The organism is Stenomitos rutilans (assembly GCF_059505485.1).
The window spans coordinates 61,006-83,779 of the sequence record NZ_JCACKR010000012.1; the positions used below are offsets into that span (position 1 = coordinate 61,006).

General features: G+C 50.0%; 24 protein-coding genes and 1 other RNA gene. 9 read left to right on the plus strand and 16 right to left on the minus strand.

Annotation, left to right across the window (positions count from 1 at the left end):
- Nucleotides 1–43 precede the first annotated feature (43 nt).
- From AC5JLP_RS00765 to AC5JLP_RS00785, 5 genes are all read right to left on the minus strand, one after another.
- Nucleotides 44–2,182, minus strand: coding sequence for an FG-GAP repeat domain-containing protein (locus AC5JLP_RS00765; RefSeq protein ID WP_496065978.1), 2,139 nt, complete (start codon nucleotides 2,180–2,182; stop codon nucleotides 44–46).
- Between the two features lie 230 nt (nucleotides 2,183–2,412).
- Nucleotides 2,413–2,664 (minus strand): hypothetical protein, encoded by a 252-nt coding sequence (locus AC5JLP_RS00770; protein WP_496065979.1) that lies wholly within the window; start codon nucleotides 2,662–2,664, stop codon nucleotides 2,413–2,415.
- 190 nt (nucleotides 2,665–2,854) lie between these two features.
- Nucleotides 2,855–3,100, minus strand: coding sequence for an SDR family NAD(P)-dependent oxidoreductase (locus tag AC5JLP_RS00775; RefSeq protein ID WP_496065980.1), 246 nt, complete (start codon nucleotides 3,098–3,100; stop codon nucleotides 2,855–2,857).
- Between the two features lie 199 nt (nucleotides 3,101–3,299).
- Entirely contained in the window at nucleotides 3,300–4,382 is a 1,083-nt protein-coding gene (locus AC5JLP_RS00780; RefSeq protein ID WP_496065981.1) for an ATP-dependent 6-phosphofructokinase, read from the minus strand.
- 986 nt (nucleotides 4,383–5,368) lie between these two features.
- Nucleotides 5,369–5,743, minus strand: a complete 375-nt coding sequence (locus AC5JLP_RS00785; RefSeq protein ID WP_496065982.1) for a winged helix-turn-helix transcriptional regulator — start codon at nucleotides 5,741–5,743, stop codon at nucleotides 5,369–5,371.
- A gap of 128 nt (nucleotides 5,744–5,871) precedes the next feature.
- Here AC5JLP_RS00785 and AC5JLP_RS00790 point away from each other — a divergent pair, with 128 nt between their 5' ends.
- A complete protein-coding gene (locus tag AC5JLP_RS00790) occupies nucleotides 5,872–6,180 on the plus strand; it encodes a hypothetical protein (RefSeq protein WP_496065983.1) in 309 nt (102 codons plus the stop codon).
- Nucleotides 6,181–6,637: 457 nt separating this feature from the next.
- Here AC5JLP_RS00790 and AC5JLP_RS00795 read toward each other — a convergent pair whose 3' ends face one another.
- Nucleotides 6,638–7,435 (minus strand): bestrophin-like domain, encoded by a 798-nt coding sequence (locus AC5JLP_RS00795; RefSeq protein ID WP_496065984.1) that lies wholly within the window; start codon nucleotides 7,433–7,435, stop codon nucleotides 6,638–6,640.
- 910 nt (nucleotides 7,436–8,345) lie between these two features.
- Here AC5JLP_RS00795 and AC5JLP_RS00800 point away from each other — a divergent pair.
- On the plus strand, nucleotides 8,346–9,131 hold the full coding sequence (locus AC5JLP_RS00800) for a carbonic anhydrase (protein WP_496065985.1): 786 nt from the start codon (nucleotides 8,346–8,348) through the stop codon (nucleotides 9,129–9,131).
- A 38-nt stretch (nucleotides 9,132–9,169) separates the two neighbouring features.
- Here AC5JLP_RS00800 and AC5JLP_RS00805 read toward each other — a convergent pair whose 3' ends face one another.
- The 6 genes from AC5JLP_RS00805 to AC5JLP_RS00830 all read right to left on the minus strand — a co-directional run bounded on the left by AC5JLP_RS00805 (nucleotide 9,170) and on the right by AC5JLP_RS00830 (nucleotide 13,594).
- Nucleotides 9,170–9,364 (minus strand): hypothetical protein, encoded by a 195-nt coding sequence (locus AC5JLP_RS00805; RefSeq protein WP_496065986.1) that lies wholly within the window; start codon nucleotides 9,362–9,364, stop codon nucleotides 9,170–9,172.
- 67 nt (nucleotides 9,365–9,431) lie between these two features.
- The gene (locus AC5JLP_RS00810; protein ID WP_496065987.1) at nucleotides 9,432–9,833 is read right to left on the minus strand and encodes a type II toxin-antitoxin system VapC family toxin; all 402 of its coding nucleotides are present in this window, start codon (nucleotides 9,831–9,833) and stop codon (nucleotides 9,432–9,434) included.
- A gap of 10 nt (nucleotides 9,834–9,843) precedes the next feature.
- Nucleotides 9,844–10,140: a hypothetical protein gene (locus tag AC5JLP_RS00815; RefSeq protein ID WP_496065988.1), complete on the minus strand. Its 297-nt coding sequence runs from the start codon at nucleotides 10,138–10,140 to the stop codon at nucleotides 9,844–9,846.
- A 1,161-nt stretch (nucleotides 10,141–11,301) separates the two neighbouring features.
- Complete coding sequence (locus AC5JLP_RS00820; protein ID WP_496065989.1) at nucleotides 11,302–12,222, minus strand: hypothetical protein; 921 nt, start codon at nucleotides 12,220–12,222, stop codon at nucleotides 11,302–11,304.
- A gap of 210 nt (nucleotides 12,223–12,432) precedes the next feature.
- Nucleotides 12,433–12,888, minus strand: coding sequence for a helix-turn-helix transcriptional regulator (locus tag AC5JLP_RS00825; protein ID WP_496065990.1), 456 nt, complete (start codon nucleotides 12,886–12,888; stop codon nucleotides 12,433–12,435).
- A 34-nt stretch (nucleotides 12,889–12,922) separates the two neighbouring features.
- A complete protein-coding gene (locus AC5JLP_RS00830; protein ID WP_496065991.1) occupies nucleotides 12,923–13,594 on the minus strand; it encodes a hypothetical protein in 672 nt (223 codons plus the stop codon).
- Between the two features lie 547 nt (nucleotides 13,595–14,141).
- Between AC5JLP_RS00830 and AC5JLP_RS00835 the strand changes: the two genes are divergently transcribed.
- Complete coding sequence (locus AC5JLP_RS00835; RefSeq protein WP_496065992.1) at nucleotides 14,142–14,645, plus strand: hypothetical protein; 504 nt, start codon at nucleotides 14,142–14,144, stop codon at nucleotides 14,643–14,645.
- A 373-nt stretch (nucleotides 14,646–15,018) separates the two neighbouring features.
- On the opposite strand, the gene AC5JLP_RS00840 is transcribed toward AC5JLP_RS00835, so the two are convergent.
- Complete coding sequence (locus AC5JLP_RS00840; protein ID WP_496065993.1) at nucleotides 15,019–16,266, minus strand: Zn-dependent hydrolase; 1,248 nt, start codon at nucleotides 16,264–16,266, stop codon at nucleotides 15,019–15,021.
- 137 nt (nucleotides 16,267–16,403) lie between these two features.
- On the opposite strand from AC5JLP_RS00840, the gene AC5JLP_RS00845 reads away from it, so the two are divergent.
- Together AC5JLP_RS00845 and ribD are read left to right on the plus strand one after the other, a co-directional pair.
- The gene (locus tag AC5JLP_RS00845) at nucleotides 16,404–16,802 is read left to right on the plus strand and encodes an allophanate hydrolase-related protein (protein WP_496065994.1); all 399 of its coding nucleotides are present in this window, start codon (nucleotides 16,404–16,406) and stop codon (nucleotides 16,800–16,802) included.
- 11 nt (nucleotides 16,803–16,813) lie between these two features.
- Nucleotides 16,814–17,935 (plus strand): bifunctional diaminohydroxyphosphoribosylaminopyrimidine deaminase/5-amino-6-(5-phosphoribosylamino)uracil reductase RibD, encoded by a 1,122-nt coding sequence (ribD, locus tag AC5JLP_RS00850; protein ID WP_496065995.1) that lies wholly within the window; start codon nucleotides 16,814–16,816, stop codon nucleotides 17,933–17,935.
- Nucleotides 17,936–17,988: 53 nt separating this feature from the next.
- On the opposite strand, the gene AC5JLP_RS00855 is transcribed toward ribD, so the two are convergent.
- Nucleotides 17,989–19,134 carry a sulfate ABC transporter substrate-binding protein gene (locus AC5JLP_RS00855; protein ID WP_496065996.1) on the minus strand — a complete coding sequence of 382 codons (1,146 nt, stop codon included), beginning with the start codon at nucleotides 19,132–19,134 and terminating at the stop codon, nucleotides 17,989–17,991.
- A 115-nt stretch (nucleotides 19,135–19,249) separates the two neighbouring features.
- Nucleotides 19,250–19,825: a 2'-5' RNA ligase family protein gene (locus AC5JLP_RS00860; RefSeq protein ID WP_496065997.1), complete on the minus strand. Its 576-nt coding sequence runs from the start codon at nucleotides 19,823–19,825 to the stop codon at nucleotides 19,250–19,252.
- 159 nt (nucleotides 19,826–19,984) lie between these two features.
- On the opposite strand from AC5JLP_RS00860, the gene AC5JLP_RS00865 reads away from it, so the two are divergent.
- The 4 genes from AC5JLP_RS00865 to AC5JLP_RS00880 all read left to right on the plus strand — a co-directional run bounded on the left by AC5JLP_RS00865 (nucleotide 19,985) and on the right by AC5JLP_RS00880 (nucleotide 21,777).
- Nucleotides 19,985–20,314 carry a YciI family protein gene (locus AC5JLP_RS00865; RefSeq protein WP_496065998.1) on the plus strand — a complete coding sequence of 110 codons (330 nt, stop codon included), beginning with the start codon at nucleotides 19,985–19,987 and terminating at the stop codon, nucleotides 20,312–20,314.
- A gap of 219 nt (nucleotides 20,315–20,533) precedes the next feature.
- Nucleotides 20,534–20,630: signal recognition particle sRNA small type (gene ffs / locus AC5JLP_RS00870), an RNA gene on the plus strand.
- Nucleotides 20,631–20,822: 192 nt separating this feature from the next.
- Complete coding sequence (locus AC5JLP_RS00875) at nucleotides 20,823–21,194, plus strand: phasin family protein (protein ID WP_496065999.1); 372 nt, start codon at nucleotides 20,823–20,825, stop codon at nucleotides 21,192–21,194.
- 166 nt (nucleotides 21,195–21,360) lie between these two features.
- On the plus strand, nucleotides 21,361–21,777 hold the full coding sequence (locus AC5JLP_RS00880) for a hypothetical protein (RefSeq protein WP_496066000.1): 417 nt from the start codon (nucleotides 21,361–21,363) through the stop codon (nucleotides 21,775–21,777).
- Nucleotides 21,778–21,795: 18 nt separating this feature from the next.
- Here AC5JLP_RS00880 and thiD read toward each other — a convergent pair whose 3' ends face one another.
- Entirely contained in the window at nucleotides 21,796–22,632 is an 837-nt protein-coding gene (gene thiD / locus AC5JLP_RS00885; protein ID WP_496066001.1) for a bifunctional hydroxymethylpyrimidine kinase/phosphomethylpyrimidine kinase, read from the minus strand.
- Nucleotides 22,633–22,774: the final 142 nt, after the last annotated feature.

Below are 22,774 nucleotides of genomic sequence, written 5' to 3' on the forward strand. Positions count from 1 at the left end.
AGACAAAACATTCGCTAGGCGGCTAAAGCATTACTCTACGGCTTCACGCGTTAAATCCATAAACACGATAGCCACTGTCGGCAAGCAGGGCGTAATCTACGGTGGTTGGAGCATAGACGCGATACAGCCAGCCATAGGACATAATCGACTGCACCCGATCGGCAGGATGCGAGTAGTCATAGGTACCTGTGACCGGGTTAGCTCCATCCTGAGATTGCAGTGCGACGTAGTTTCCACCATTGGCAGCTTTGGCATACTCACCCTTAAACACCGCTGTCTGAGGGGTGGCGCGATCGACCAGGTTATAGCCAATCCAGTTCAGCCCCACCAAACCGAGAACATGCCCAATTTCATGGGTTACGACCTGATATAGCAGCCAACCGTTGGGGTCGTTGCTGTCAGAAAAACTGTCCGCATTGAGGGCAACTTGTCCAACGCGTGGCATTAATTCTGGAGACGAAATCCAGCCCCCAAACTGGTAGTCAGGGCCGCCGTTGCCTGCTTCTAGGCCAGCGTTACCTTGATACGGGTTGAGGAAAATGAGGAGGTCATCTACGTAGCGTTTGCTCGTGAAGCTGTAGGGACGGGTGGAGTTTGCGTCTAACTTGCCGAGCGTGTTGTCGAGTTGAAAACCTGTCCATTCATTGGCAATCTGTGTTGCCCAATCATCAGCGGCTTTTTGCGCGATCGCCCGATGTTGGGTTGTCCAAAAGCCAAGCGGATCATTACGGAAATCGAGATCGATATTGAACCGAGTCGGGTCTGGTGCGTAGGTGTTGGTCACTTTACCCAGGTCGTAAACGCCGCTACCCGTCAAGCCACCGCTCAGCGTGTAGCGAACGGTATCGCCCAGCAAGCGATCGGTACTTACATTATCCTTCTCCGCAATAAACGAAACTGTACGCGCCGTTTGCCAGTTTTGAGGGGTAAACGTGAGCGTGTTTTGTGTGCCGTTGGCGACCGTGCCATCGGCATCGACGACCACAACATTGCTGGTCGAGAAGGTGAGGGTTACGTTGGCGGTCGGTGCTTGCGTGAGCCGCACAGTTAACGTTCCAGAATCGCCTTCCAGCCCACTAAAAGAGAAGTTACTGAGCTTAATCGCACTCGCTGTCGTGTACGTGTCCTGTAGCTCAATGCGCCAGTTAGCATCACTGACGCCTGGCAACTCCAGCCGTTTACCTGTGTCTTTCAATCCATCCATCAACCAGACAGCGTTCTGCCCAGTGACCAGGTTGCGCCAAATTAAGTCGGGTTTGCCATCACGGTTGCTGTCCACTGCACCCTGAATTTGCCAGTTGGCATCAGTCGCGGCAGGTAAAAAGGTTGTACTGGCGATCGTGGTGCCGCTGAGTGACCAGATAAAGGTTTCGCCTGAAAGGTCGTTTTGCCAAAGAATGTCCGGCTTGCCGTCCTGGTCAAAGTCTGTTGCGGCTCTAATTTTCAGGTTGCTGCCAGCGACAGTGGGTAGGGAGAAGTAGGTGCTGAGGGTTGTGCCATTCAACGCCCAAACGAGATTTTCCCCAGTGGCGTAGTTGCGCCAAAGCAGGTCAGGTTTGTCGTCGCCTGTAAAATCCACCGTGCCTTGAATCTGCCAATTAAAGTCGTTAACTGTTTGCAAAGAGAGGCTCGATCGCAGCACGGTGCCGTCCATGACCCAGAGTGCATTCTGTCCGGTTGCATAGTTGCGCCATACGATATCTGTCTTACCATCCCCTGTGAAGTCGTTGAGGCCCTCAACCCGCCAATTGAGATCGCTAACGGTCATCAGGGCAATGCTCGACAGGCGTGTCGCCCCATCCATCAGCCAGATGGTGTTTTGCCCAGTGGCATAATTGCGCCAGATCAAATCCGCCCGACCATCTTGATTAAAATCTGCGCTGGTCTTCAGGGGTCGCGCAGGTGCCGTTGACGGCACAGAAAGCGTTATAACAGCCGTAGATGATTGCGATTCAGAGGTGGCCGCTATACTCTCACTAGCCACATTCTCACTGGCTAGACTAGAACGAGCCGTACTTGAGCTTGTCAGTGCGCTTGCCAGTGAGCTTCCCAGAGCGTTACCAGTCGCCGAAAGCAACGATCGACTCGTGCCTAATTTCGTGAGGGCTAGGTGTATGCGGTCTGAGGACTGACCAGTGTAAGAGGTAATGTCAGAGGCGTACAAGTCGCGATCGGTGAACATTGGACGGCCCAGAAAACTTAGTTGTCTTAGTTTATACCGTTTTTATTTGTTAGCCTGCAAGAACCCTGAAGTTAAGCATTCATTTCCTGCTTAAGTTAAAGGTTTGGTAAAGGTGCCCAATCTTGTGGAAAAAGACTGCTATGCCTAACGATGGGTAACACCCGGATCTGCTCTCCTCATCAAAACATCTGTATGAATGTACTTAAACTCGCTTTCGGAGGATGTGTTGATTAAGACAGTGTAATGAGCCGAGTGAGAATGCTCATCACCTCGCCAGGGTTGGGGCCAGGTAAAAGGGGACTCCACTCGCCTACTTCGGCAAACCGCAGGCGATGTAGGGTTTGAATGGTACCAACCACGCCATGACGTGAACCAATCAGCAACAGGCGTAGAGACTCCCGCTCAGGTGTTCCTTCCCTGGCTGTTGCACCCCTGGCAACGTCAGATGCTTCGCTAGCAGAAAGCAAGAAATTCTTAGGCATAGAGACCTCAAAGATGACATAAAGACAAAGACCCTGGCTCGGTAGCAACGGCTGTAGGGAGAGCGATCGAATTGACCACGATCAGTTGGCACCTGATTGTCAAGGCTCGATCGTTAAGTCTGGTTATTGGATGTACGCCAATGCCATCTCAATTGCCGATTACTGCTAGATCTGTGTCTATGTAAGCAATTTACACGGCCGCAGGTAAAAAGTCAATCCATTGGTCAACGATCGAGGCTTTGCTCGAAGGCGACTGCTTGGAAGGTAAATTCGCACGTCCCAAAAGCGACGACACATTTAAAATTGCGCCACCACCCTGCTGTTTCAAACTGGATGCAAAGGCTCGGCACGTCGATAACACGCCAAAGTAATTCACTTCCACCTCTGAACGGGCCTTTTCCAGATCAGCCGGTGCAATTAAGCCTTGACTCAGCAATGAAACCCAAGTCCGCCTTTGGCACCCGTAACTAACGTGACTGAATCGCTAATTTGCTCTACCACCCTACGGTCTTAGCAACAGGTCGTTCCGCAATGAGCGCATTAGGATGTTGACAACGCACTTGCATATCGAGCTGTATGAACTTACTCGATCGATGGCAGAGGGCGAGTTGATCGCCCCTGGCCTTTCATTCTGGCTAATCTCCTAAATAAATATTCAATCCACGCGCTGTCTTCACCAGCGTACCTTCAGGGTTCACAGCGGCATAGTGCAAAATCGCTTCACGGATGGAGACACTCCTGACGTGCCGATTCTGCCAGGTCACCACGCGATCGTACTTCCCTTCAGCAATGAGATCGACGGCAGCCACACCAAACGTTGCACCAATGAGGCGATCGAGTGGTGATGGGGTGCCGCCACGCTGAATATGCCCTAGAACGGTTACGCGTGTTTCGGCATCAATGCGGCTACAAATTTGCTTCGAGAGATATTGACCAATCCCGCCAAGCCGACACTGCTCCACATCAGAATCCAGTGTCACCGACTCACCCGCTTCCGTGCGAACGGCTTCTGCCACAATCACCAGGCAGTAGTTTTTGCCCGCTTCCTGTCGTTTTTTAATCGCCTGACAAATGCCATCAATAGTGTAGGGAATTTCGGGAATCAAGATGATATCGGCTCCACCCGCAATGCCTGCACTGATGGCAATATGCCCCGCATCCCGCCCCATCACCTCTAAAATCATGACGCGACTGTGGCTGGCAGCGGTAAAGTGCAGACGATCGAGCGCTTCTGTGGCAATGCTAACGGCGGTATCAAAGCCGATGGAAAGCTCGGTAACGCCCACATCGTTGTCAATGGTTTTGGGAATACCTACCAAATTCAGGTTGCCCTGCTGTGCCAGCCGCTGTAAGATCGCCAGACTGCCATCACCGCCAATGCCAATGAGAGCATCTAAGCCGAGTAGATGATAGCCTTCAATGATTTCATGAGAACGATCGAGCAAGCTACCATCTGGCATGGGAAACGCAAACGGGTTGCCCTTGTTGGTGGTGCCCAGCATCGTGCCGCCCGCCGTCAGAAACGGGTCTACCTTATCAGGGCTGAGACTACTTGCCAGGGGTGGACGCACCATTAATCCCTGCGTTGCCTGACGAATGCCAAACACGTCCCAACCGTAGGTATTGACCGCGTGATGCACAACCGCACGAATAACGGCATTGAGACCCGCACAGTCGCCGCCACTCGTTAAAATGCCAATTCTTTTTGGAGTTCCCATAGGGTTTTAGCCAGATTTAGAAGCCATCTGAAACATGCGTGAATGGTTCACACTCCCTTCATCGCAGAAAGACAACACCGCTCAAAAGCAATGAGCAAGCAGCAAAGGAATAGAACGATCGCACGCCAAGATTCACACATATTTACCGCTGCTTGAGCGTTGGCATCGAGCCACTATGTTGGTGCACCGTAGAGTAATGCGCTCATGGTGCCAACAACCTCTCAAGCAACGTCCATCTGCAAACGTTGGAATGATTAAAGAAGTCGTCTTTGACTCTACCTCTTTGTGGGAACGAAAAAACTTAAGAAGGTTTAAGGTCTCACTACTACCGGAGAGTGAAATCGTATATCACTAACGTTAGGGCGATCGCATCACAGAAGGGGATCGATCGCGCTACTGGAAATCACGCTTGTTAGGATGACCACAGAGCCATTCGGTTATTGAGCTTATGACAGCTAGAGAGCAACTTACTTCAGGAGGTTGAGCAGGGTTCAGATTTACCTCTAGAGGAAGTGCTAGACTTCTTGCTTTTCGTAAAGAAGAGGCAGGAACAGAAAAAGCTCATTGATTCTGGTACGGAAACTCAGCTACCGAAGCCTAGCGTTCTCGATCGCATGGGAGGAATGCCAAGACATTTGCTTTCTGTCGGTAACTTATCCGCTCGAGACATTCGTAGAAACGTGATTACGTCAAGACTACGGCAAAGTCAACAAAAAACATGACCTACCATCACACAGTTCTAGTAGATAAGCGTTTGAACGAGTTTTTTACCATTAAGTAACAGGGTAGCGATCGCACAGCAGAAGAAAAGTGTCGCGCTAGAGCATTAGTATGGGTTTCGCAGACTTCACTATCCTACGAAGAGAGGCTATAGCACTAACGGCTCAAATCAGCGGCGGTAGATAACCTCAAACTCAACACCAATGACTTTCGTCCGTTGCATTCGAATTGTTAGCCTGCTGTTAAGAGAGATCCGTGAATGTGGTTTACCCTACTGATGCAGAATCGGCTAGATCTTTTCGCTCCAGCACCGCACGAACCTCAGGTTCATGGGCACGACTCCAAGTGACTAACGAGTTAATGACTGGAGCAAGCGTCTGACCGAACTCCGAGAGCCGATATTCCACTTTGGGTGGCATGACTGCATACATGGTACGAATGATCAAACCATCTCGTTCTAACTCGCGTAACTGTTGGGCAAGCATTTTATGGGTGATGCTGGGCATTTCTCGCTGAAATTCACTGTAACGCAAAACCTGATAGAGGTGCAGTTTCCAAAGAATACGCGGCTTCCACTTTCCTGACATTAGCGCGATCGCAGCATCAACCGGACACATCGTATATCGTTCCTTTGAGGTCATTCCATACTTTCCTTTTTGAGAGTATCTACCGAAAAAGTGCATTATTGACGTAATGATAGCAGATGCCTACAGTAAGAATGTGAGTCCGGACTTCACATCGAGCCACGAACTAAATTTGGAGTAACGGAATGAGCAAGTTTTTTGTCTATACCGAAGTGCAGCTTTCTGTGCCTTTTGATCAAGCTCCTTGGCGCAGGCTCAACCCCATCTTGAAAAGCCAAAAAGGTCTTCAGAACAAAACTTGGTTAAGCGGGGTGCAAAACGACTCGGTTGGTGGCTTCTATGTGTTCGATTCACTTGAGAACGCTCAAGCCTTTGCCTACGACTACTTCCCAACGGAAGCCAAGGAAATTGGGGCAGCATTCACTACCCGAATTTTCGACGGTAACGTGACTGAAGAAGCCAGTCGTTTCTTGAACTCGCCACACTACAAATAACGATCGTGACTCCCAGATTTCTGAACTGGTGAGTCTTCAAAACCAAATAGATTCATCGCCTTCTCTTGCTAAAGACGATGAATCTATAGTTACAAAGTTGAACGCTTCTTACAGATAAGCTTTTATCTATGCACTTACACGTAGATTTGCAGACTAACGGTTAAGTGCAGCGGCGGGTAACTTGAGCATCTCCATTGACCAATCTTTATTCCGCCGCTGCAACGATTTGTTAGCCCGCATCGTTGGGATTGGAATAGGTCACAGTGGCTCGCGATGGCATTGCGCCACCACCACGCAGCGCGAGCGTTGCGGAGGGTATGGGTGCGGAATAGGATGCGCTGATCTGTGCGGTATACAACAAACCCTGTGACCGGTTACATACACGCTACTCCACGATCCACGCATCGCTGGTTTGCAGCGGGCACCACGCCTTGGGAACGCGATCGCCTCATGCGTATTATTGAGGTTTTATCAAGGTCGTTTGAAGGACTTCAAATGACCTCGGACCGATGCTGATACTGCTGCGGAGCGGGTAGTCTAGGGCGACGATTAGAAAGAGGAATAGACCGATCGATAGAGCTACAATGCCTGTCACCGCAAAGTGGGTTCCCCGGCTCTCCAGTGAAAGAAACCAACTTGCCCCAATGAGAAGGGCCGCACCGAAAAGCAGGACGTAGTAGAGGATATCAAGCAACCCGTTATTGATCTCGTACAGCCGATCCCGGCGAAGCTTGATGTACTCATCCAGATTTTGCATGGAAAAGTACAGGCTATTGGTTTGGGCAGCCCCGTCGGGCTTGAAGGTTACAAGCTTATCCTGAACGGCGTTAACTTTAGCCGTGACCTCTCGGTACGGGACATCTCCTGTCCGCTGCTGGATCGGCCAGACTTCGTTAATCAGGTACAAGTTGTAGTCGCTCAACTGCGCGTGCAGGTCGCTACGCAGCGGGTCGGGCAAGCCAGCGATGTCACGGTAGAGCACACCAAGGGCGGTGGCTTCGTTGGAAACTTTTTCCTGGACATCGGAATAGTGCTGGAATGCCGCTACCACCACGAGGCCAACCAGCAAGCCGTAGAACAAGCCTATAACATTCACGATAAAGGTCACGTGCTCGTTGTGGTCTGCGTTCTGGCCCAATCTCCGCCGCACGACGGGTCGGACGAAGAACACGCCTGCCCAGCCAAAGGCAACGAAGCCAACGATGAACAAGACGGCCATCAGCCAAGTAGGCAAGCTGTACATCCACAAAAACATATTAGTCCTCCATAACTGCGTTTTGCGAGCCGGAGAGCCAAGATGACCCCGTCTCTGATGTAATCTATGTAACTTCTCAAAAATGTAGTCTATGCAACTTCGTCTTCCCTAATACCCGGTAATTTTTGCTGGTAGCGTATCACACAGGTATCAACCATACTCTCTATCTAAAGTGGTAGCTCAACCTCCGCCTGAAGATGCAGTCAATGACATGGATTAGCTTTATTAGAAGGTGGAAAAGTAAAAATAGTGGCGGCACAAAAACAAAAATAAGAGATGTTAATTGAATAAACAAATCCTATCCTGATTACCTCATTAGTGATTTCAATCAATCGTTTTTAACCTTTTTTAATCTCTTGTAACGCTTGATAGAGGGCGTTTAGCCGATTGAGAAATGAACCAGTTATTAAATTAGGCTTGTTTTAAGCTCACTCTAAAGATATTTGAAACGCGTGATCTTTTAGAGATTTACTCTACCTAAAGGAGTACTTGCAGTCTGATGGTAATGACTATGCAACTAAGTCTACGAATTGACAACCTGTGAAAAGTTTTTTATGTTGACGAGTGAACGATGGCTAAAATCATCTGGGAGAAATCAAATGAGACTGACGTGGTGACCTGGTGTGATTTCTTCTAAGTGTACTGAAACAAAATGCGGTTTTCTAAGTGTACTGAAGCTAAATTTTACTGAGTGTGCTGAGGCTGAAGCGTAAGCTGTACAGGAATTTAGTTTTGACAGTTTTTCAGAGATCAAATTAGATTCCTACAATTGCAATCGTTTCTACATAATTGTGAAGGCAAACTTTGAAGAACTGTCGAACCGTCTAGAGAAATCCAGAGAAATATTGATCAAATTGCTCAAGAGATTGCAAAGTTGTATATTTCAACCAAATTATCAGGAGTCAGATTTATGGACAGACGCAACCTGTTAAAGCTATTAACGATTGGTGGTGTGGGCACAGCAGTAGGGGTTGGGGGTCGTTCCTTGACTGCCGCGATCGCCAGCGAGAATCATGCAGAGTGGGGCTATGTGGGTGCAGAAGATCCCACCCACTGGGGAGATCTCTCAGCAGACTATCAGGCTTGCAAAGCTGGGCAGCAGCAATCTCCGGTTAATTTGCAGAAGATGGTTAAGGCTGAACTATCACCCATCCAGGTTGCCTATCACGATATCCCTTTGCGGGTTCTCAACAATGGACATACGATTCAAATCAATGCGGGACCTGGAAACCAGATCACGTTAAATGGCACTGTGTATGAGCTGATCCAGTTTCATTTCCATCATCCCAGTGAACACAGCTTGATGAGCAAGGCTTACCCAATGGAATTGCACCTGGTTCACAAGGACTCAAAAGGTGAACTGGCTGTGCTGGGTGTTTTCTTGCAAGCCGGAAAAGAAAATGACGTGTTAAAGCCTATTTGGGCGGCAATGCCATCAAAGAAACAACCAGAGAAAGTCGTTTCGGGTGCTAAAGTCCCGATCTCCAGCCTTCTCCCTGCTGGGCGAGAGGCCTATGAGTACTTCGGCTCTCTCACAACCCCGCCCTGTTCTGAAATAGTAAACTGGGTGGTATTCCATGATCCGATCGAAGTCTCACAGGCTCAAATTGATCAGTTCACACGAATTTTTCCTCTCAATGCTCGCCCCGTTCAACCTCTCAATCATCGATTTTTACTGGATGTACAGTCCTCCTAATCTGTCAGTGCCGTTTGTGAACCCATCAAGGCTTGGTGTTAAATTACTTGAGAAAACTGGGGTTTCGGCTCCGGTCTTTTGACAACTTCCTGGACGCTTTCGCCACCCCAGACAACACTCAAACCACTGCCTCCACCGACCATTTTCTGGGCGATCGTGGTGGCACCGACAATCTGCAAAGACCCGATACCGAGCAAGCTAACGGTCGTGTTCAGCGGCGGCTTGTAATCCATGACTCCTAACGATAACTTTTATTCCGCCGCTGCAACGATTTGTTAGCTGGCTACTACAGGCAAGGTGCTAGGGTGAAGAGGTGCTAAGCCGTAGATTGGGAATTTCAAGGAAGTCTTTGATGTTGTGAGTGATTAGCGGTAAATCGTGGCGTAGAGCTGTTGCTGCAATCCAAGCGTCCTGAGGGGAAATCGGTCGCCCCAAATTTTGGCGATCGCTGCGAACCTGTGCCCACTGACGACAAAGGGGCTGATCGACCGAGATAATCAGATAATTCGACAGGTATTGCTCTAGCTGTGCGAGGCGACGATCGCCCCACTGGCGCGAGATTGTCCACTGGAACAACTCAGCGACGGTCATAAATGACAGTGCCAATTCCTGAGCGTTCAAGAGTGGTAGATAAGGGTCGGCATAGTCGCTGCCTTTGAAGATGAAGGAGGCAATGTCCGTATCAATCAGGAGAAGACTCATGAGCGTTTGGCTAGCTCACCGCTTGACGCTGTTGTCGCAAGAAGAACAAGAAATCATCAATCGAGTCTTCTGTGGGCCAAAAGTCAGCGGCGAGATCTTTGAGGCTATGAACGGTCGTGGGGGTTTGGGTAGCGCGTAGCTGCTGGAGTGAGATGCCTTGCCAAAACTGGGCACTGAGGGCACTGAGGTCGGGTTGAGAATTTGAGGCTGAATCGCTGCTTTGGGTGAGAATTTGCAGCAGTTGTTGGCGCTCTGTGGGTGAAAGCGTTTGGATGGCAGCGATCGCGGCTACAAGCTGTGGGGTCATGGTATACCTCCAATCGATCTAATTCTATGCTATTCAAATTCAGAAGCGATCGCTCACCTGGGGAGAGATTGCTTCCCCACTCAAATCTAATCATGATCGCCCCTCAGTTTGTGACCCTGCGATCGTCTCTTTGCTTGTGACAGTGTGATCGCTCCCCAAAACAAGAATGCGATCGCTCCTCATTCGTCATCCTGCAATCACCCTTGCTGATTTCCCAAACTGCGATCTCCTCTTTGCTTTTGGTAATGCATCGCTTCGGTAGGTTGGTGTTGAGTGTAGGGAAACCCAACAAACAGTGGGTGTTAGGTTGAACCCCGAAACTCAACCTACAAGATCAGCGATCGCTACAATCCTGTCCTTAAGTCAGCAGTAGATGTGTTTTACCCCTCCACTACTGGCTCAGGAGGAGGGCCGGGTGTTGGTCTTCCTGAGCGAAGCGTGCGAGATGGGCCATCATCATCATCGTCATCATCATCATGTGATGGGGGACCTGGAGTTGGCCTTCTAGTCGACACTCCACCTCTACGAGTCCTAGTGGCGGGTGGGATGACTCCCGTTTGCCTGAGTTCCGCTACATCATCGGTTATCGAACTGCGTAGGGGGAGACTCAAGTTAATCTCAAAAGGAGCACCAGCTTCCATAAAATTGTCAGATATAGACGCATATTCCGTTTCCCAACTTCCACCTGGTGGAAGGGTTGAAAAACGAGCAAGGGCTATAAGGAATTCTGGGTATTCCGGTGAGTTTTGGTTTTGACTACACCAAGTTGCAAAGTCCTGGAAAGCGGGATTAGCGGGATCAAGATAAGCGCTGCGAGCAGGAACGGAGGAACCTCCGTGCCGCGCTGAATACGTATTTTCATAGTGTGACAAAATAGTCAGTTCAGACAACATCGCGCTTCTTGCAGCAGCAAGGCGACTTGAAGCTATTGCATGAGTGACAGTCATTTCAGTAATGCCTCTGATAGAAAGTAAAAGCAAGTAATTTTTACAAGCAAAGCAGGAAAAATTTAGGGCTACACGGTAATTAGGTCAATTGCTCTTAGAGCGCCCATATTACTTAAAGGAACATCAAAAAAATTAAGTCTCATTGAGAATGGCAACGTAAAATCAGCACTTCCAAGCTTCTTTTATTTACAGTTAAGCAATTAGTCGAGTTTCCCTATTCGTCCTCATCAAAAACGTGAAGGGCAGGCTCGGTCATCTCAATGACAATCTCGTCGGTCTGATCTGATTTGCCAGTCGAAGGATCTACTTTTAGACTGATTACTTTGCTAACTTCCACCTGTCTAGGTGTGTTCGCTCTATTGTAAAAAGTTTTTACCAGTGCATAAACACCACCGCAAAATTTGAAGTCTACGTCAATGATTATTTTCACAAGGCATTCTTCAATACCATCGGGTACTTTCCATGAACCCTGCTCAATGACAGAGAAGTTTGAAATAGCAGCAGGAGGAGGCAATGGTATGTTTGCTTTCTGGAAGTGACCCGCTGTATTTGCATCCTTATATCCTGTCAAGCTCCATTCGTGTATGAGTTTATTATTTGCTGAACGATCATACAGTGTAAAATCCTTATATGAAAAAGAAGTCGTGTTCGTCCACTCTCCACTAGCACTTCCGGTGACCGTTGGTCCACCACTCATCATACCGCCACTAGCCCCCAAGTTAAGACTCGCTGCACTGGTGGAAGTACCATCTCTATTAAGAGTCTTTGGTTCTCCGTACATAAGCTGAAAGAGATTAGCCCCGTCAGATTTGTTCTCTTGAACCCATATGGTTACTTTAACTGCTTGGATCCACCAACCCTTTTTGTCAACAGCAGTGTATGCCATATTCCCAGGGACAATTTGGCTATCCATCTTTTTTTCTTGAAATAATGCTATACCTACATACCTACTAGGGGTGCTAGAGCTAGTACCAGGAGTGCTAGGGCTAGCACTAGGCGCGCTAGTGCTAGCACCATCATCATCTGCTTGCTCCAACCAAGCATAAAGTCCAAGATCAATTGCAGGGTTTTGACCATCAGGTAGAGATTTTAAGCCATTATGTGTTTTTTCTAGATTAATGAGAGTTGCTAACATAAAAAGTATGAACCTTCATATAATACTTACTGGGGAATAAAGAAAAATACTTGAAATGATTTTTGGGGTCTGAAGCCGTTCACCGTCCAGTAATCTACAATCGCGCGACAAAAAATCGCGCGACAAAACAATTAGACACTTTCAACACCTAAAACAGAGTATTCAGCCTATTACTACAGCTATGAAATAGAATGCATTTTGCAATACCAATCAGCAATCGATGAATGTTTGAAATGTCCAAGCTGCTGCTAAAGCCTGTAGGCAAAGGTTTCTTACTTGGAAGTAGATTACATCAAATGCATTTGCACAATCTTGCACAGCCCTGCTGTTCTTTTGCACAAAATTGCTATGGTTGAGAAAATTTTTTGGGGTCATGCCTGTTAAACGTTTGAAGTGCCGATTGAGATGGCTTTGATGGGTAAAACCGCAAGCGATCGCCACCTCCAAAATTCCCATCTTGCCGTCCTTTAACAACAGCTTTGCCCGCTCGACTCGTTGGCGGATCAGGTATTGATGAGGCGTGAAGCCAGTCGATTGTTTGAAAGACCGACAAAAGTGATAGGGGCTGAGTTGGGCGATCGCGGCTAATTCCTCCAAGCCCAGATCCCGATCTATAGCGATCCTATTTGGATTGTGAGAAAGGATTCCACTGGAATCCTTTCTCACAAAGCCTCTCAATCTCACAAATGATTTAGGACTGCTATAGATGCTCATGGATATAGTCAATTACGGATTTCAGTTGTGTAGGAGACAAGCCCCCCGAAAGATGAATCGACTTGTGCTGGTGAGATGAGTAATTCCTCACTAGATGGACTGCCAGGGCATTGGTCAACGTTTCGGCATACAGTCGCCCACCCGGTCTGCGAGACTCCAGATCGGCTTTAAGAGCCAGTCCAATCTGAAGAATCAGTGGATCGTCAAGTAGATTCCCAGGTAGTAGTTCAACTTGATCGACCGCCAACAATTCTGCGGCGCTGTGGGTCAGCAAATCTGGCTTCAAATTTAGCACGATAGCTTCAAAGGGCTGCTGCCAGCGCGACCAGCAGGAATGATGCATGGGAATGAGAGTTATGGCACCGTCGAAATGGGTTAATTTTTGCCACCGCCTATTTGCAATCCCCTCCACTTTCGACTCTACCTTGATGCCTTGCCCGCAATAAATCGCAATGACATAGTGATCGAGACAGAATTCTGGATTTTCCCCTGCTGGCATACAGTAGCACTCTAAAGTGGCACTGCTCCACTCTGCTTCGTAGCTCGTCTGGGTTGGTGACGCGGTTATGGTATCAGAAAACTTTGGAGGCGGATCTGGATGGTCACTCGGTTGGTTCTGTGCAAAGTTTGACTGCGAATTTGTCTGCGAGCATGACATTGCGCACTCCTTAGATTAGCGTTAATCCTTTATTCGGACAATATCACGACTAATTTCTAGAATGCGATCGCCCCTTGAGCGTTCTCAGAACCGCCCCTCGCTCCTCGCTTCTGTTCTCACCGATAACCTTTTGAGCGATCGCGCCACCGCAGGCAGAGCCGCAAGGACTGCCTTAACAGATCGATGTCCGGGCGCGTTCGAACTGACAGACAACCTCGAAAAACAAGTGCAAGGGCTTTCTGCGGAGCCAGCTAACAACTTATTACATAGACTTTTTTCTCGATAATGTCCCGAATCGAGCATTACGCGCATCTACATTCTCGTGATATCTGGGTTAAGAGGGATATCATAAGAATTTTTTCGTATAATATCGCCCTTACAGAGCATGATCGAGAACGATGTCATCCGTGAGTTAAGTGAATCAGGGTGCAATCGTACCGTTACGGTGGACTCCTGGGTGGGAACGCTGGACTATGGATCGCATCCATCTTAGCCCCGATCGGCAACCTTCCGATTCACCCATTCATCAATTCATCAGGAGCATCGTATGCCCTACCAAAACATTAGCGCCACTCTTTCAGACAAAGAGATTGAGCAGGTTAAAGCAGCCTTTGCCACGATTCAGCAAGCGCTACCGTTTCTCGTGAACTTGACCGCAGAAGAACGTCGCCGACTGCTCAAAATGGGGGATAAAAGTCTTGCCTTTGTGAGCAATAGCCTGACGATCGCGCAGGCGAACCCCGATGTGCTGCCAGCCAGCTTTGACCTTGCAGAATTTGGGCGCGATTATCGGTTGATGACTGTCCTTACCGAGTTTTTGTTTAGCTTGCGGCAGTTGACCGAGCAGGTAGATGATACGTTGATGGCGGTGAGCAGTGAAGCGATGACCAGCAGCCTGGGTGTGTATGACTATATCAAGATGGCAGCGAAGACCCGACCGGGGCTAAAAAGCTCGGCAGAGCAGTTGGGTGAGCGGTTTAAAGCGATTAAGGGCAGACCGTCAAAGGTCGCGACGAGTAACCTGGTGGCGGCGCGAGTGGAAGCGGGGTGAGGGGGCGTGGGGTATGGGGTGTATGGTGTGGGGTGTGGGGTGTAATAGGTGGCGGTGAAGGTGTCGATCGTCATTCACGCGCTTCTGAGACTCTTTAATGCGTCTTGGATGGTCAAAAATGAGTCTGAGAATGCTGGTGAATGAGTTCTGGAGGCTCGTTAATGAGGTTGCGGCTACTCATTCATGCATATTGGAGGCTCGTTAATGAGTGTTGGAGGCTGGTGAATGAGTCTTTGCTGGTCTTGAATGAGGTCTGTAAGATTCATTTACGAGGTTCCGAGCCTCATTGATGCAGATCAGATAGGTCATTAATGAGTCTTCGATCGTCTTAAATGAGGCTTTCTTCTCATCCCAACGCTCAAGATGCTGTGGATCACTCGATCGGATACACTTTATCCAACTGTAAGAAGGTGTGCAGCAGGACGTTTGCGCCTTGAGTGCAGTGTTCGGGAGACGTATACTCATCAATCGAGTGACTAATCCCACCCACACTGGGCACAAAGACCATGCCCATATCGGTGAAGCGTCCAATTTCCTGGGCATCGTGTCCGGCACGGCTGGGAAGGCAGGTGTAGGGCAAATCCAGTTGCTCAGAGACGTGTTTGATGACCTCTTTCACATGAAGAGCCGCGAGGGTCGGCAAAATGTGAAGGGTTTCGCGGAGATTGAAGTCGGTGTTGGTGGCAGCGGCGATCGCGGCAAACTCGTCCTTCATGCGGCTGACCAGCAACTCCAGGTGGCTCTGTGAGAGATCGCGCAAGTCAATGCGAAAATCGACGTTGCCAGGAACCGTGTTGGTCGCGTTGGGCGACACGTTGAGATAGCCGACCGTAGCGACCTGATCACCCGGAATCTCGGTGCCGATTTTGTTCACGGCCAGCACCATTTGCGCGGCAGCAACCAAGGCATCTTTTCGCATGTGCATGGGGGTTGTGCCTGCGTGGTTCATGCGCCCCATGACGTTCACCGCAAAGCGATACTGTCCGACGATGCCATCGACTACCCCGATCGGTCGTTCCAGATGTTCCAGTACGCCGCCCTGCTCGACATGGAGTTCGACAAAAGCGGCAACCTGGGAGCGATCGCGCTTCGCCGTGGCAATCTTTGACCAGTCGCCGCCTACTTTTTCTAAACACATTTGAATGGGCGAACCATCGAGACGAGCATAGTACTCTGCGGGTTCTTTTACTTCGCCCGCCATCGCTTTACAGCCCAGCACTGAGCGCTCTTCATCAGTAAACACAATGACTTCAAGTGGATGATCGAGCTGAATGTTGGCTTCGTGGAGCGATCGCACGACCTCAATGCCTGCCAGCACGCCCAAACAGCCATCGTAGCGACCTGCGATAGGCACCGTGTCAATATGCGAACCTGTTGCTAGTGCTGCCGCATCATCAAATCGTCCGGCATACCGACCAATGATGTTACCCGCCGCATCAATGCGAACGGTCATACCAGCAGCAACCATCCAGCCTTTTACCTGCTGACGCGCGAGTAAATCATCGGTCGTAAAGGCAACCCTACTGACCCCACCGTCTGGCAGTTTGCCAATTTCTGCTAATTGAAAGAGCGAGCGGTTGAGGCGATCGCCGTTGACTGTAAGTGTAGAAAGAACAGGCATAAGCATCCCCTCGATCGTGATTTGCGATAGTACTGGCCTCTAACGAAGACCTGGCTTGTAACAAAGACCTGCTAACCCTAAACTTAGAACAATCAAACGGCACGTGGTAGTTCAGGCTGTACAAAACTAGGGGCACAATGACCGAAACAACTGGTGTGAGAGTCTTTATTTGTGGTTCGGCGCTGCGGGGCCAACCTGACCACGGCAATTTGCAATCCGCAACGTTTATTCGGGAAGCGAAAACCCGCCCACAGTATCGTTTACACTCGGCAGCAGATGGCTGGCATCCTGCGATTTATGAAGTAGCAGACGGCGGGATTTCGATTCCAGGTGAAGTATATAAATTGACGATCGCCCAGTATGAACACCTCCTGGCAACTGAACCACCTGATATGTATCCTGCCGATGTGGTGCTGGAAGATGGCGAAGTGCTGACCGCGATTCTCTACCCTCGCGAACTGATCGAGAAATATGGCTGGGAAGACATTTCGCATCTGGGTGGTTGGGCGGCATACAAAGCCAGCCTTGCGAAGTGAGGGAGTAGGGAGTGACTGATGATCTGGGTATCAACGATCGTGCTCTAATGCAACGCTGTCTGGAGGTGGCGCGGCAGGCGTTGGGACGCACGGCACCCAATCCACTCGTGGGTTCGGTGATTGTGCAGGAGGGTACGATCGTGGGTGAAGGCTTTCATCCCGCCGCAGGTCAGCCCCACGCCGAAGTGTTTGCCTTGCGGCAGGCGGGCGATCGTGCCCGTGGTGCCACCCTCTACGTCAACCTGGAACCCTGCAATCACTACGGACGGACGCCACCCTGCTCGGAGGCGATCGTGGCGGCAGGAGTCAGTCGAGTTGTCGTGGGCATGGTCGATCCTGATCCGAGAGTGTCGGGTGGCGGCATTGCAAGGTTGAGAGAGGCAGGCATTGAGGTGATAGTAGGGATTGAAGAAGCCGACTGTCGTACCCTGAACGAAGCCTTCATTCATCGCATTCTGTATCACCGTCCGTTTGGCATTTTGAAATACGCCATGACGCTGGATGGCAAGATTGCCACAACTACAGGACATAGCGCCTGGGTGACGAGTTCGGCTGCGCGTGCTGAGGTTCACAAATTACGAGTCGCTTGTGATGCCATTATCGTTGGCGGAAATACCGTGCGGCGTGATAATCCCTTACTGACCAGTCGCCAGGAAACGACACCGCTACGAGTCGTGATGAGCCGATCGCTCGACCTACCGTCTGATGCCCAAATCTGGGATACAAAAGTTGCTCCCACGATCGTCTTCACTCAAACCAATGCTTCACAAGAGAAGCAAAATGTATTGATGCAGCGAGGCGTTGACGTGATCAGAATCAGCCCTTTGACCCCTTCTGCTGTGATGAAGAACCTGTACGATCGCGGTTGCCTCAGCGTGTTGTGGGAATGTGGTGGCACACTGGCAGCACGGGCGATCGTAGATGGTGCGGTACAAAAAGTGCTGGCTTTCATCGCACCCAAAATCATTGGAGGCACAAATGCGCCTTCTCCGATCGGTGATTTAGGCGCGACAGAAATGACGGAGGCTGTGATTTTAACGCAGAAACAATGGCGACAGATTGGGCCAGATCTGCTGTTGGAGGGCTATCTACCTATTGAGCCATTGCCCATTGAAGACATCCACGCGAGCTGAGGCAAACACGTTTCTGGGTGCGCCTTGGAGACTGAACCAGCAATCAAACAAGCTCACGATTTCGTCTGCTTGATGCGAGTTTGAATCTGGTCAAAGATGGCACCATCCTCAAAGAATTTCTGCTGCACCTGCTCCCAACCACCAAAGTCCTGCACCGTGCTGAGAGTGGGGACAGTCGGATATTTTGTCATCACTTCTTTTTCTTTCGCGATCGCCTCATCAACCGGGCGGAAGCCAACTTTCGCAAATTCTGCCTGAGCATCGGGGGTGTACAAGAATTTGACAAACGCCTCTGCAACGTCGCGGTTGCCGTGCTTGGCAACATTTTTCTCCACGATCGCAACAGGATTCTCGATCGAAATATTCACATCAGGCACAACGTACTCCACCTTCTCACCCCGTTGCTTCGCCAAGATGATTTCATTCTCGTAATTCAGCAGCACATCACCCAACCCGCGCTTGTAAAAGGTTTCTGTTGCCACACGAGCATCTCCTGGCAGTTCTGGCACATTTTTGTACACCTGAGTGACAAAATCCAGTGCTTTTGTTTCGTCCCCTCCCGCTTTCACCACCGAGTTCCACAGCGCCAGAAAGTTCCAGCGCGCCACTCCAGACGTTTTAGGGTTAGCGGTCACCAGCGTCACTCCAGGTTTAGTCAAATCGGCAAAGCTGTTAATGCCTTTAGGATTGCCAGGATGAGTCGCCAACGCCACTACCGATCGCGAGACGATGCCATTGTGCGGTGCTTGCTGCTGCCAATCAGAAGAAACCAGTCCAGCCGTCACCAGTTTGTTGACATCCAACCCTAACGCTAGATGCACCACATCAGCGTCCAACCCGCCCTCTAGCACTTTTTGGGTTTGGGAACCAGAGCCACCGTAAGACGCTTGCTCAAAGGAAACCGTCTGGTTGTGGTCTTTTTGCCATTGCGCTACAAACTTGGGAATGATGGCATCGTGAGCGGCTTTTGTGACGGCAAACGATACCAGTGTCAACTGCACATCGTTGCTCTGCTGAGCCACCGTTTGGCTAGAAGGACTGCTGGTCGTCGTCGTGCTATTGCTAGAGCAAGCCGCGATCGCACTGACTAAACTTACTCCGACCAAAAACGACCCTAGCCAACGGCGTTTTGCACGCGTACTGCCGAACCAACGCTCGAAACCTCGTTGCCACCGCTGTAATCGTTGCCAAATAGCCATGCTCAGACCTCAAACACTGTTTTCCGATTGACTTACAGTATTAAAGAATAGTCGGAATTGATCAAACTTGCAGAAATGGCAAAAAAACGTTGCTTTTGCCTGGATGGGCGAATGTTTAGAACAGATTCGCCTTTCCATCGCCTGTAAAGGGAAAGCTGCTGTGAACGTTCCAGCGCTGCCCGTCGTGCTGCAACAGCGTGAGCTGAGTCGCCAGCCACTCTCGCTCTAGCGGACGAAGTTGAAACTCTGCCCAAGCGAGCTTGAAATTTTCTTTAGTCAAATCCCGAAAGCCAACGGTCATGTGTGGTGTGAACGATCGTGATTTTCCGACCTCATCCACAATGCCTGAAGACGCTTCTAAATGGCTCACTAACGCAGCTTGTAGCATCAGCAACGGCGGCGACTTGATCACATTGATATAAATGACGCGTGGCGCAAACGCCCCGAAGCCCGACAGCGCAATGGGCATCGGGGCTACCTGCACGCCAAACTCACGCAACGTTGCACTGAGGTGTGGTATCGCCTCAATGCTCCACTCAAAGGGTGGCTGTAAGGTGATGTGTGGTGGCGATTTCAGCGCCGCACGACTGTTGTAGCGATCGACAAACACCTGCTTGAGCGCACTCACCTCGTCCTGAATCGCCTGCGACGGTAACAAAGCAATAAAAAACCGAGCAGTTGTTGCACTCAAAAGGCTACCCTGTATACCCTACGACTGTTTGATTGAGCGATCTTTGCCGGAGTACTAAACGATGAACAATTGATTGATTTGTAGTCAATGCAACCACTTCCAACCATTGACTACTCGCCGTCTGGCGTCCAGCACTTCAGCCCGATCGTACCTTTGTAAGTGCAAAGCCGCCTGTTCAAAACTAGGATTCAAACCCATCGTCTCTTCAAAGGAACATCCTCCATGCCCTGGTTCGCCAAAATTGAAGAAGGAGTCGTCGATAAAGCCATCTTCGACCGCTACGTTCCTGCCCACAAAGCATTCGTCCGTCATCTCATCGAAAAGGGTCATCAGGCGAAATCTGGTTACTGGGGCTGCTACGGTGGCGGTATGCTCCTCTTTCAAGCCGCCTCTATGGACGAAGCCAAAGCGATCGTGGCACAAGATCCCCTCGTCCAAAACGGCTGCGTGCATTACAAGCTCTATGAATGGTGCGTGGCGGTGGAGTGAGGGAGAGGTAAAAGGCAGAAGGTAGAAGGAAAAGGCAGAAGGCTAAAGGATGTACCTTGCTTCCCAAAGGGTAGGATGCAGGCTAAAAGTTTTAAGTTTTGAATTGCTCCCCTGTTTCCCTTGCTCCCCTTACTTCCCTTGCCCCCTCTGCTTCCCCACTCCCTACTCCCCACTCCTGCCCTCTACTCACTGTCATCGGATGGTGCTATCCTATTAAGTGATCCGGACTCATGCGATCGCAACGCCTCAATCTTGTCAGGACCGGAAGGTAGCAGCAATACGGGATGCTTGTGATAGGCGTGAACTCCGGGTCGCTTTTGTTTGAGCGCTCATCCCTTCATCGTTTCGCTCATTCACCCATTTTTTATTCTGGTGTACGGTTTTCCACCTGCAAGATTGATGACACGTTCTTGTCATTGTTCTTATGCTGGAAGCGTTGGGAACAGAGACAGCACTGACTCGCGATTCCCACCGTGAAAAGTTGAGATATTCAGGAGCGTGTAGCGCTATGGGTTTGGGAGATATAGTTCAGAAAGCGGTTTACCTCGGTATTGGGGTTGCGTCTTACGCAGGGGAAAAGGCAACGGAAAAGCTAGGCGAGTTGCGATCGCAGGTGCAACAGCTTGCAGACGAAATGGTTGAGCGCGGCGAGATGACTAGCGAAGAAGCGCGTCGCTTTGTGGATGACATGGTGAACAAAGCGCAACAACCATCTGTGCAGTCTCCAAACTCAACCCAACCAACTGAGCCTCGTCGCATTGAAATCATCACCGATGACGAGGAGCCTGTTCAGCAAGTACCGACGGATGTTGATCAGATGCGGCAACAGGTCATGAATTTGCAGGAAGAACTGAAGCGCTTGAAGCGAGACAACCCTTAGTGAGACAAACCTTCGCGATCGAAACCCTTGCAAATGATGTGAGCTATACTGAGGCAACTCTCACAGAGATTGCGGCGCTTTGGTGCTGCCTTCAAGGAGGCTTCCATCGGTAGCCTGCTGCATCTGTGACTCTGAAACCTCTAAGCGCAGGGTTAACTGAAAGCCTATGGAAAGCTGGTCGAAGGATTTTTCCGAGCTACTAGACATCATGGCTGATGAAGTAGAGCAGTTCTTTGCTGATATTGCCAAAGACGTTGGCGAAATGGTTGAGTCATTTTTTGAAGCGTCAGAAGAAATTGCAGAACAGATGCAAACCGTTTTTGCAGTTGAGCTAGAACAGCGTCTTGGCGAACTGATTGACCCCATCCTTGAAGCCTATCTGGGCATTGAGATCGCGGTTGAAGAAACAGCTCAGCCCATGATTCATACCGTCGAACCCTTTTTAAACGATCGTCCTGCCTGTGTCGGCTGCCGTCACTACCACGGTCAAACTTACGGCGGCGTGATGCTGGTCTGCGGGATGCATCCCTACGGCTGGGAAAGCGACAAATGCCCAGATTGGCAATCAACCTGGCAGGAGTAGTCGTGAAGTTTTTAGTTGTTAGTTTTCACGGTCTACTGACCACGGACTATTAACCAGTAAGGGGAAAAAGTGCCCCACGGGGCCTTGTCCCTGCCCGATCGCCAGCGAATGACTCAAGGCTTGAGTGACGTAAGCTTTGGCGCGACGAGTTGCGGCCAGAGAATCATGGCCGAGCGCGAGATTAGCGGCGATCGCGGCTGCCAGCGTGCAGCCTGTGCCATGAGTGTTTGTGGTGTGGACCGTAGCAGTCATCAGTGTTTCAAGCTGCTGTCCATCAAACCAGACATCAACACCGCGAAGATCGCCTTGCATCCCGCCACCTTTCACTAACACCGCTTTTGCGCCTAATTCATGAATGCGCTGTGCTGCGATCTGCATTGTTTCAAGTGTTTGAATCTCTAGATTGCTGAGCATCTGTGCCTCGTAGCGGTTGGGCGTTAGTACCGTTGCAAGAGGGATTAAGGCTGTTTTGAGGGTTGCGATCGCTGCATCGTCAATCAACTGTACCCCTGTCCGGGACACCATGACCGGATCGACCACCAGCGTTTGAAGCTGTAGTGCTTCAATTTGCGCTGTTACAGCCTGAATAATTTCCTGGTTCAGCAACATGCCTGTTTTCGCGGCTTGCACCCCAATGTCTTTAACCACGGCCTCCATCTGAGCAACCACGGCTTCAGGAGACAAAGCATCGACGCGATCGACTCCCAGCGTATTCTGTGCCGTAATGCAGGTGATCGCACATGTCCCATGCACCCGATGAAACGCAAACGTTCGCAGATCTGCCTGGATGCCTGCGCCACCACCACTATCAGATCCCGCGATCGTCAGGGCTACTGGAATGCTTGAATCGCTCATGCGGTCGATCGTTCCTTGCAGATAGGTTAGGTAGAGTTCAATTAAATCAGCTTTCAGCGGTCAGCGGTCAGCTATCAGCTTTTTCCAACGCCTTTCATTCTTTCAACTCAAAACTCTCCTCCCACCCCACCCTGTACCCTTG